Genomic DNA, 1,600 nt, shown 5'->3' with positions numbered 1-1,600 from the left:
GTAGCCGCCGGCGGGCTTCTCCGAGGCGCCGAAGCCGCGCCGGTCGTAGGTGATCACGCGATAGTGCGGGGACAGGGCTGCGACCTGGTCCTTCCAGGAGTCGAGGGTCAGCGGCCAGCCGTGGATGAGGACCACGGGGCGCCCATGGCCGGACTCCTCCACGTTCAGCCCGATCGTGCCGTGGTCCGTGGGGATCTGCATGAGGGTCATGTGCGCATGCCTTCCTGTGCTCTCGGGGGACGACGGCGGCGCTCGGCCGCCGCTTCCTCCTCACGCTAGGTGTAGGAGGGCATGAGGTCAAGTCCCTGGAAGTGGTGTAACCGTCTTCGAGGTTGTAGGGGGCTTGTACCTGTCAGGTCTGCAGGGTCGGCATCACCTCCGTGCTCATCACGGTCTCTTGCTCCGTGGTCAGGGGCTCACGGCACCGGGCGAGCAGTTCCAGGCCGAGATACCGGCGGCCTTCGGCCCATTCATCTGTCTGCTCGGCCAGCACGGCCCCGACCAGGCGCACCACGGCATCCCGGTTCGGGAAGATCCCTACCGCGTCCGTGCGTCGCCGGATCTCCCGGTTCAGCCGCTCGGCGGGGTTGTTCGACCAGATCTGGCACCACACGTCCCTCGGGAACGAGGTGAACGCGAGGATGTCCTGTCGAGCGGCGTCTAAGTGGGCGGCCACCGCGGGCAACCTGTCCTGCACGTAGTCCAACAGGCGCTCGAACTGGGCGTGCACGGCCGGCCCGTCGGGCTGGTCATACACGCTGTGCAGCATGGCCTTCACCGCCGGCCACATGCTCTTCGGGGTCACGGCCATCAGATTCGCCGCGTAATGGGTGCGGCAGCGTTGCCACACGGCCCCGGGCAGGTTCGCCGCCACTGCTTCCACGAGGCCGCGATGGGAGTCCGAGGTCACCAGTGCCACCCCGGCCAGCCCCCGGGCCACCAGGTCCGCGAAGAACTCGTTCCACCCCGCCCCGGACTCCGTGGTGGCCACCCTCAGCCCGAGGACCTCGCGGCGCCCGTCCGCGTTGACCCCGGTGGCGACCATGGCCACCGCGTTGACCACACGCCCGCCCTCACGCACCTTCATGGTCAGGGCGTCGGCGGCGAGGAACACGAACGGGCCGGCCTCGCCCAGCGGCCGGTGACGGAAAGCCTCGATGTGCTCGTCCAACTCCTGTGCCATCCGGCTGACCTGGGACTTCGAGAGCGAGTCGATGCCGAGCTGACGTACGAGCTTGTCCATGCGCCGGGTCGAGACCCCGGCCAGGTAGCAGTCCGCGACCACGGTGATCAGTGCGGACTCGGCCCGTTTGCGGCGCTCGAGGAGCCATTCGGGGAAGTACGTGCCGGCCCGGAGTTTGGGGATGGCCACATCGATCGTGCCGGCGCGGGTGTCCAGGGGTCGGTGCCGGTAGCCGTTGCGCTGTGCGGTACGGCTCTGGGAGGCCTGGCCGTACTCGGCGCCGCAGACCGCGTCCGCGTCGGCGGAGAGCAGTGCGTTGATCACGGTCTGCAGCAGGTGGCGCAACAGGTCTGGGGAGGCCTCCCCGAGAGCTTCGCGCAGCAGGCGTTCAGGGTCGACAATGTGTGGAGCGGTCAT

2 protein-coding genes are annotated in these 1,600 nt (G+C 68.8%); both read right to left on the bottom strand.

The annotated features are described in order from the left end of the window. Positions 1-210, bottom strand: a 210-nt coding sequence (locus A3IE_RS22650; RefSeq protein WP_157832931.1) for an alpha/beta fold hydrolase, incomplete at its 3' end; no start/stop codon positions are given. A gap of 142 nt (positions 211-352) precedes the next feature. After that, entirely contained in the window at positions 353-1,600 is a 1,248-nt protein-coding gene (locus tag A3IE_RS0119385) for an IS256 family transposase (RefSeq protein ID WP_020397262.1), read from the bottom strand.

The sequence above is a fragment of the Thiolinea disciformis DSM 14473 genome, assembly GCF_000371925.1.
GTDB classification, from domain to species: domain Bacteria; phylum Pseudomonadota; class Gammaproteobacteria; order Thiotrichales; family Thiotrichaceae; genus Thiolinea; species Thiolinea disciformis.
This window is presented reverse-complemented; position numbering and strand designations above follow the sequence as displayed.